This window comes from Arenibacter nanhaiticus, assembly GCF_900141935.1.
Classification (GTDB): Bacteria; Bacteroidota; Bacteroidia; order Flavobacteriales; family Flavobacteriaceae; genus Arenibacter; species Arenibacter nanhaiticus.
In genome coordinates, this window is the sequence record NZ_FQYX01000040.1 from 21,019 (window position 1) to 29,604 (window position 8,586).

The 8,586-nt window shown below is 38.9% G+C and carries 10 protein-coding genes; 7 read left to right on the forward strand and 3 right to left on the reverse strand.

Annotated features, from left to right (window positions below):
* Window positions 1-349: 349 nt before the first annotated feature.
* Window positions 350-715, forward strand: coding sequence for an arsenate reductase family protein (locus BUA16_RS16530; RefSeq protein ID WP_072765841.1), 366 nt, complete (start codon window positions 350-352; stop codon window positions 713-715).
* Window positions 716-794: 79 nt separating this feature from the next.
* Here the strand turns inward: BUA16_RS16530 and BUA16_RS16535 are convergent, their stop codons facing one another.
* From BUA16_RS16535 to BUA16_RS16545, 3 genes are all read right to left on the reverse strand, one after another.
* On the reverse strand, window positions 795-1,082 hold the full coding sequence (locus BUA16_RS16535) for a hypothetical protein (protein ID WP_072765842.1): 288 nt from the start codon (window positions 1,080-1,082) through the stop codon (window positions 795-797).
* A 535-nt stretch (window positions 1,083-1,617) separates the two neighbouring features.
* Complete coding sequence (locus tag BUA16_RS16540) at window positions 1,618-2,220, reverse strand: YceI family protein (RefSeq protein ID WP_084668542.1); 603 nt, start codon at window positions 2,218-2,220, stop codon at window positions 1,618-1,620.
* A gap of 352 nt (window positions 2,221-2,572) precedes the next feature.
* Entirely contained in the window at window positions 2,573-2,845 is a 273-nt protein-coding gene (locus BUA16_RS16545; RefSeq protein ID WP_084668543.1) for a thermonuclease family protein, read from the reverse strand.
* Between the two features lie 146 nt (window positions 2,846-2,991).
* Here BUA16_RS16545 and mgrA point away from each other — a divergent pair, with 146 nt between their 5' ends.
* The 6 genes from mgrA to BUA16_RS16575 all read left to right on the forward strand — a co-directional run bounded on the left by mgrA (window position 2,992) and on the right by BUA16_RS16575 (window position 8,498).
* On the forward strand, window positions 2,992-4,008 hold the full coding sequence (gene mgrA / locus BUA16_RS16550) for an L-glyceraldehyde 3-phosphate reductase (RefSeq protein WP_072765844.1): 1,017 nt from the start codon (window positions 2,992-2,994) through the stop codon (window positions 4,006-4,008).
* Window positions 4,009-4,760: 752 nt separating this feature from the next.
* Complete coding sequence (locus BUA16_RS16555) at window positions 4,761-5,756, forward strand: type I glyceraldehyde-3-phosphate dehydrogenase (protein ID WP_072765845.1); 996 nt, start codon at window positions 4,761-4,763, stop codon at window positions 5,754-5,756.
* A 39-nt stretch (window positions 5,757-5,795) separates the two neighbouring features.
* Window positions 5,796-5,960: a hypothetical protein gene (locus tag BUA16_RS18745; protein ID WP_178338909.1), complete on the forward strand. Its 165-nt coding sequence runs from the start codon at window positions 5,796-5,798 to the stop codon at window positions 5,958-5,960.
* A 21-nt stretch (window positions 5,961-5,981) separates the two neighbouring features.
* Complete coding sequence (locus BUA16_RS16560) at window positions 5,982-6,248, forward strand: ferredoxin reductase domain-containing protein (RefSeq protein ID WP_262482967.1); 267 nt, start codon at window positions 5,982-5,984, stop codon at window positions 6,246-6,248.
* 486 nt (window positions 6,249-6,734) lie between these two features.
* A complete protein-coding gene (gene asnA, locus BUA16_RS16565) occupies window positions 6,735-7,778 on the forward strand; it encodes an aspartate--ammonia ligase (protein ID WP_072765847.1) in 1,044 nt (347 codons plus the stop codon).
* A gap of 366 nt (window positions 7,779-8,144) precedes the next feature.
* Window positions 8,145-8,498 carry an ISAon1 family transposase N-terminal region protein gene (locus BUA16_RS16575; protein ID WP_072765849.1) on the forward strand — a complete coding sequence of 118 codons (354 nt, stop codon included), beginning with the start codon at window positions 8,145-8,147 and terminating at the stop codon, window positions 8,496-8,498.
* The last annotated feature ends 88 nt before the right edge of the window (window positions 8,499-8,586 follow it).

Below are 8,586 nucleotides of genomic sequence, written 5' to 3' on the forward strand. Positions count from 1 at the left end.
GCATATGTTGTTGGGCCGCCTTAGCATCATTTCCACAAAAGTAACAGGTAGATTATGTGGGAGTGTTCTAAAAAGAATAATCTTTTTTAACGGAGTAGACTTTATCTTATTCACATGTTTCTTCAAATAAAAAAGCTGGCAACTGCAATGACTATTCGCTGGCAATCTTCCTAAAACTTTCTTTTTTCAACTGACATTGGTCATTATCGTTGCTCTGCCTAGTTCGTAAATTTATGCTGGGAAATATACGACACTATTATTTCAGGTATAGAGTCTTTAAAGAGGCCGGTTCCACCTTTCGATAGAATAAGAGGGGCGCTGAAAATAAGTAACTTAAATTTTTAAAGGCATGGGGGAAATCGCAACATCGGACAGACAAATTACCTTGTATTACAGCTCTAGATCAACTAGGGCCAAACAAACATTGGCGTATGCCAAAGCGGAGGGATTACCGATACAGGAAATAGACATCCTAAAGACGCCACTTACAGGAACACAAATAGTTGAACTGGCAGATCGCTTGAAAATAAAAGTGTCCGATTTGGTAAACCAGGAACACCCTTCCTACTATTCTCACTTTCAGCACCACAATTTTTCTACGGATGACTGGATAAAGATGATTAGGAAAAATCCCGAAATCATGAAACAACCCATTGCCTTGCGGGGCAATCTTACAATTTTAATTGAAACCCCTACCGATATTATAAGGATATGAGTATCTCTCCAAATAATTTATTGATTTAGGCTGTTCGGATAGGGTAGGGACAATAGGCAAAGAACAATATTCTATATTTCTAAGATCCAGCGAAGGGGGTTCCAAAAACACCTACTGCAAGTTCTGCCCAGACAATTAAAAATACTAGTACTAGGGAAAAACAAAGAACCAGTTGGGTCCTTTTTCGTTGGATGGTGCGCAACACAAGCTCACACAATAGGCTAGTTCCAAAAAGAAGTGCTGCGGCGACCATAAAATCGGAAAGTTTCCAGTTAACTTCATCGGTAAACTGCATTGCAATTAGGGGTGTCAGCAGTAGCACAACATTGGAAATTAGCAGCAGAACAAGTCGTTTTTGTGTCTTCATGGTCAATATCTAAAGGAGTAAGTGTGGACCTATGTTTTTTCATAGTATGGCCTGCCAAAAGAAACTCCACATATTTCCTGCAGAAGGGGATAGCTTAGATAAAGATAACATTAATTCAATTCAACTTCAAGCATCAGGAAGGGTTTTAAGGGCAAAAGCAATAAACTTGGAGTTGTAATTATTGAGACGAGACCCTTTTAATTTATTATGAATGGTATACTAATGTGGGCGTTCCCTCCTACGTCGGGCGGGTCCTTGGCTATATCCCTTGCTCCGCTACGGTCCCTAACGCATCTTAATGTGTAAATTGGGCAATGGTATACTATATCAATTTGGATATATAGCCATGTTCTCTAAATCATTTTCAAAGATCGTGTCTGATTCATATAAAAAGGCCCCTTGAAGCATTGCTACGACTGAGGGGCCTGTTGAGGTGTTGACTTTTAAAAGGATAAGGTGTATCCTTTATATAGCTAAAATCGGTAGTTTTTGGACCAATGAGTTGAACCCGGGGCTTAAAATTATAAGGAAGGCATTACATCTTCCTGTTAAGTTCCATATTGATTTCAATATTTACCTTATCACCGACTACCATTGTCATACCCCAATCTCCAGTTCCTACTCCATAATCGGTCCGGTTTAAAGAGGTGTTAAAGGAAAGTCCTTTAATCAAAGTCCCCTCCATCATGGGGTGTTCCATTTCCCCAGTAATCCGAAAGGGTATAGTAACGGTTTTTGTTACGTCCTTGATGGTTAAATCACCAGTCACCTGATAGTTATTGCCTTCCGTTTTTTCGATCTTATTAGAACTAAAGGTGATGTATTCATACATGGCGGCATTAAAAAAATCCTCGGATCTAAGGTGTTTGTCGCGTTTCTCATTATTGGTGTCAATGCTGGCAACGGCGACTTTAAAGGTGAATTTACTGTTAGCTAAATCGCTCTCATCAAAATTAAATGTCCCTTCCTTCTCTTGGAAAATACCGTTTACCGTATTAAAGAAATGCTTTACACCAAAATTTACGGAGGTATGATGTGGATCTAGCTCCCATTGCTTTGCAAGTTGTTCCTGTGCCGTTATAATAGCCGGACCTAAAAGAAGAAGAAAACTTAGGATGACTTTAAAAAATGTTCTCATGATACTGTATTTTAATGGTTAATAATAAGCTACAAGGAATAAGGTAGCCCCTAAGTTTTAAGGGATACCAATATTCTTAGCATGCTACTTTCAAATTAATAACTTTTTAAGGTAGTATATTGACTTAAGAAGGCATATGATCTTAATCATGGGGAGTAAATCCCTGAATGATTTTTAAAACCGTTTGGGCAAGCTTAAAGGGGGTTGCCGTGTATAATTATAACTACATATGGAGCTGTCTTGTTATAATGGCGTATAATTAATTTTAAATCCAATAACAGAATGATTAGTGTTTTTTTATTGCCGACGGAAATTTCCTGTGCAGGATATACAGTAAAGCTTTTACATTTATTTACCTAAAATCCCAGGGAGCTACTGGTTCTTTATCTTTCCATAGTCCAATTTTAGAGTCTCTAGCTTCTATTTCAAGTTTATCGTAACTCATGTCATCCGAATATTTTTTAAAATGCCAGGCCATTCCCAAACGGACCATTTCTTTGTTTATATTAATACCGTCAGCATCAAATATTTCACCAATTAAGCGACCATTTCTATCAAAATAACCCTTGGACAAGATTGTTACCATTTGTCCAAAACATAAGCGAGATAAAGTTTCTTTTGCAATATTTCCGAATGGCTGTTTGCCTCTTTTTCTGGGGCATCTATGTGTTCTAACCTAAACTCTGACTAAAAGTTTTTTATCTTAGAGACCTCAATTGATATTGTAAGAAGCAATATTTTGTTGATGAACAGATTGAAAAAACAGCTATAATGAAAGTAAACGATTCTTTTGGTCCTGGGCCTTATAAGGCTAATGACAGGCGATACGATACAATGCAATTCCGTCGTTGTGGCAATAGTGGTATTCTTATGCCCCTTATTTCCTTAGGCTTATGGCATAATTTTGGGCATACCAATGACTTGGAAACTGGACGCGGATTATTGCGTTGTGCATTTGATAATGGGATTACCCACTTTGACCTGGCCAATAACTACGGTCCTCCATACGGTGCGGCAGAAGAAAATTTCGGGCGTATTTTTAAGGACGATTTTAAGCCATATCGGGACGAGCTCCTGATTTCTAGTAAAGCGGGTTGGGATATGTGGCCCGGGCCTTACGGTAACTTTGGATCTCGAAAATATTTGGTGGCCTCTTTAGACCAGAGTCTTAAACGCATGGGGCTAGACTATGTGGATATTTTTTACCATCACAGACCTGATCCGGACACCCCATTGGAGGAAACCATGGGCGCCTTGCACCATTTGGTACAACGAGGAAAGGCTCTTTATGCGGGTATTTCTCAATATCCGGCAGATTTGACGGCCAAAGCGGCTAAAATCATGAAAGATCTGGGAACACCCTTGCTAATACATCAGCCGAGGTATAATATGCTAGACCGATGGGTTGAAGATGGTTTGCTGGGAGAATTGGAGAAGCAGGGAATGGGATCTATTGCGTTTTCTCCACTAGAACAAGGAATCCTCACCAATAAATACCTGGGGGGTATTCCAAAAGATAGTCGCGCATTAAAAGATGGGCGTTATCTAAAGGAAGCGCAAATAACACCTGAGGTTCTGAAAAAGGTTGAACAACTCAATACCATTGCGAAAAATAGAGGCCAAAGTTTGGCCCAAATGGCGATTGCTTGGTTGTTAAAAGACGAACGGATTTCTACCGTCCTAGTAGGGGTGAGTAAGCAAGAGCAATTGTTGGATAACCTAGAGGCTTTGAAAAATATAAAATTTTCCGAGGCCGAACTAAAAAATATAAATACGGTGTTGGGCTAGGAGCTGTGTTGGCCTTTATTATACTATAGCTTCCATACTCCGTTTGTTTTGGTCAAAACCAATTAATAGTTCGCAACAATTTGCATTTGAAAAAAGGACCAGCTGAGGCGCTTGATTCCGCTTCGGCTGGCCCCTTTATTTCGGATTCGGAGCCGGAAATTGACAAAACCAAAAGCTTTAAGATTAGAAAATTCTATCCCAAAAAGTAGAAAGCACTAGGTAGATGAGGCTTTTCCTCGTCCCAAAAAGGGACTCTTTTAAAATGACCATCCTGGAACTATGATTTGTTTAGGATAGTCTTATCTTTAATAAATAAAAATCCGTAATTTTATACACTGTTCCCCTAGATGAACAAACCCTTTTCCACCTAGACCTCCTCCTGGAGATCCGTGGGAGTACAATCGGCAGATTGAATCCTTTGGCAGAACTCCCATCATAAGATGGAATTCAGCTTCTTGTAAATTAGTATCATACCCGTTTTATCGGAGTTTTGGTTAACACTGGCTTGTTAGCCGATAAAAAAAAATAGAAGCTTACTTTTAACCATTGGATATTTAAAAAACCACCCCGACACAAATTAGAGCTCCGCTACGATTCATTGCGATGATTCGTTTATAGCGGTACAACTTGCAAAAGTTGACAACAGAAATTCCACCTTGGGGAAAGCCCCCAATAGTTATTGGTAAGGGTTTAGAAAAAGTAGCAAACCTTTAATCAAGGACTAGTTCGTATAAAAATAAAAATTATAGAATATGAATATTGCTATCAACGGAATGGGCCGTATCGGAAGAGCTGCCCTTAAACTAATTATGGATACGGAAGGATTAAAGCTTATTGCTGTGAACGATATCATCTCTATCGAAAACCTAGTGTATCTTATAAAATATGACACGGTTTATGGTATTTATGAAAAAGAAGTCTCCCATGGGGGACAGACCCTTATGGTAGGCGATTCCAAGATACAGTATACTACCATTAAAAATCCGGCGGAATTACCGTGGAAAGACTATAGTATTGATGTGGTCATAGAAAGCACAGGCCTGTTCACTTTAAGGGAAGACGCGGAAAAACATATAAAGGCAGGGGCAAAGACCGTGGTTATTTCTGCCCCAACAAAAAGCATGGATACTCCCACCGTGGTCCACGGTGTTAATTCAGGGGATGGGAAGGTATCTATTTTTTCCTGCGCCAGTTGCACCACCAATAATATAGGTCCGGTAGTAGAGATATTAGAGCGTAGGATAGGCATCAAAAAAGCTATTATGACCACGGTACATGCCTATACAGCGTCACAGGGAATAGTGGACGGCCCCTCTAAAAAGAACTTTCGTATGGGCAGGGCCGGTGCCGCCAACCTTGTGCCCACATCTACTGGAGCCGCGATAGCCACCACTAAAGCCCTTCCTGCCTTATCGGGAAAATTTGACGGAGTCGCTATAAGGACGCCGGTTCCTGTAGGGTCTATATCCGATCTTACCTTTCTTACTAAGAAACTGGTGACCCCAGAAATGGTAAACAACATTCTTATCGAGGAATCGAAAACAAAGCGGTATGCCAAAGTACTCGCTGTTACCAAAGACCCTATAGTCTCGTCTGATATAGTAAAAAGCCCCTTCGCTTCCACGGTAGATCTAAGTATGACACGAGTGGTGGATGGCGACCTGTTAAAAGTGATGACATGGTATGACAATGAATGGGGATTTACCAATCAAATGATCCGGCAAATCCTTGAATTAAAAGGATCATAAGGTTTAGTGAAAAAATATAACTAAAAAAGCTATCTCATTATGGAAAAGCGACACCTAAGCATTAAATCGATAGATTTCGCTACTCCTGATGTGTTGAGAACCGTTACTGAAAAACAAAATCCTGATCACCATGGGGGCACCTTTATTGCCGGAAGAGCCGGTATCATTCCTTTTGTGGCTATCCCTAGAAACCTGCAGGCCTAAGGCAAAATAGGGAACAATAAACTGCTCTGTGCCAATAAAACCTCCTCGGATATAGTATTGGAGAAGGAATTTAATGAAATCTTGGGCAAGAATTTCATGAATATCCTATCTGAAGAGGCATCGGACAAATTCGCTCATGGGTATATTATGGGCAATTTAATTAAGAAAAATACTGATCTAAAAGGGTATTTCTACGTCTGTGGCGCTCTAAAGATGATGGAAGCCGTGGAAAAGGTATTGAGCGATTTACAGGTTCAAGAAAATCATAGTATAACCGAAAAATTTTAAGCGCAGATGGATAATGATGCCTAGAATTAATAGATGTAAAACAGGCATACACATTGGCTGTTAAATTATAAGTTGGCAATACTAACCTAAAAATTGTTTTTTGACCAAACCCTATACCTCTGTTGCCATTGACTGCATTCTTCTTTTTACTTATTTGTCTTTTTTGCCAACAAATTGGCTTCAACTTAATTTTTGTGCCTTGCCAGTCGATTGACCTAAATCTGTTTTGTGAATGAAAATCAACAAAAACCGTATAGTTCTGTTATTCAGCGCTTAGTGATGTGAATTGTTTGAAAAAACCTTTGAAGACAGAAATTTAAATTTATAAAATAAATCGAAAGGACAGTAATTCTCATAATAACAGTCTAATATTTAATAATTTCTCATTGAACACTGTTTTGATATTCTTTCTAATTGTCGCATTTTTGCTTTTTGATTACAATTAAAAACAGAGAGGTGCTATTCACCTAATTAAATGTTAACACAATGAGTTATAAATTACAAATTCCGGAAGGGTATTGTCCGCAATTAAATATACAAGAGACAGAGCAAGCGATTAAATTGATCAAAGACTTTTTTGAGCTTAGCCTATCTTCAGAATTAAGGTTAAGAAGAATCACTGCTCCTTTATTCGTAAAAAAAGGATCTGGAATTAATGATGATCTTAGTGGTATAGAGCGACCTGTAAGCTTTCCAATAAAATCGATGAACGATGCGGAAGCTGAAATTGTTCATTCGCTTGCAAAATGGAAAAGACTTGCTTTGGCACAATTAGAAATAGAGTCTGGGTATGGGGTGTATACAGATATGAATGCATTACGTCCAGACGAAGTTTTTTCAAACATACACTCTATATATGTAGATCAGTGGGACTGGGAAAGAGTAGTTAGTAATGAAGAAAGAACTATTGATTTTCTAAAATATATCGTCCGAAAGATCTATAGCATTTTTAGAAGAGTAGAATATGTTGTTTACGAGCGTTACCCTCATTTAAAGCCTGTACTTCCGGCAGAAATTACTTTTATTCATACAGAGGAACTAGCAGCGCAGTATCCTGATCTTTCTTCCAAGGAAAGAGAAACAGCAGCGGCTAAAAAATATGGTGCCGTATTTATAATAGGAATTGGAGGGGTACTCCCAGAGGGGAAAAAACATGATGGAAGAGCTCCTGATTATGATGATTGGAGTACGGAAACCGAAAATGGTCTAAAGGGTCTAAACGGAGATATCCTTCTTTGGAATCCTATTCTTGAAGAAGCCTTAGAGCTTTCATCTATGGGAATACGCGTTGATAAAGATGCTTTAAATAAACAATTAGCGATTGAAGGCGCAGAGGATAGAAAAGAATTAATGTGGCATAAAATGCTTCTTAATGATGAGCTTCCGTTATCCATTGGAGGTGGAATAGGTCAGTCCCGACTATGTATGTTCTTCCTGAAAAAAGCACATATTGGAGAGATTCAGACAAGCATCTGGCCCGAAGAAATGATTGAAGAATGCAAGCAAGGGAATATCCCAATTTTATTCTAGGGATCCCACGCTTTAAAACACCTATAAAATGGCTTCCGAAACAATTTTGGGAGCCATTTTTTTTAAAAAATTAGGATGTTTAATACCTAGTCGTTAAGAGGAGTTGGATATATAGAATTCTTCCTATTTAGATTCTCAGATATTTTTGCTTAAAACAAAATCCCACAAGTTTTTGACTTGATTCGGAATCTCTATGTCCAATCCTACATAAACTAAGCGCTATATTTCTATGGGCGTTCCCCTGTCGGGTCGCTCTTTCCGCTATATCATTTTTAAAAGGCCCCTGGCCCTCTAAAAAAGGATCAAGCACAAAAGTTGTGTGTGAATTGAAATAGGAGTTCGATATTTGCAGAAAAACGAACAGCATTGGAATTATCTATCGACCTATTAAAGCTTATACTGCCTGAACTATTAATAACCCACTTTAATCTTGTCTCCCATAAAACAGAAGAGGGTACGCTTCATTTATATTTTGAAAAAAAGAAGGATACCCCTAAAGAGGAAAAACATCGCATTTTAATAGGTCATGGCTTTCATAAGGAGATCGTCGTCCAGGATTTCCCATTACGAGGAAAATCAGTCTTTCTCCACATTAAGCGACGCCGTTGGCTGGACAAGGCCACGGGGAAAGCCGTGCAAAGAGATTGGGAGCTGGTGGCACAGGGAACTCGTATGACCGTTGAGTTCGCTGCTTTTTTAAAAGTACTTGGTCAGTACTAAAGCAAATGACTGTCATACCATCGGCCAGTTCTATGGGGTAAACGGGAAAAATCTACAGCGACAGTTTAGGGATTATTTAAGCGATTTC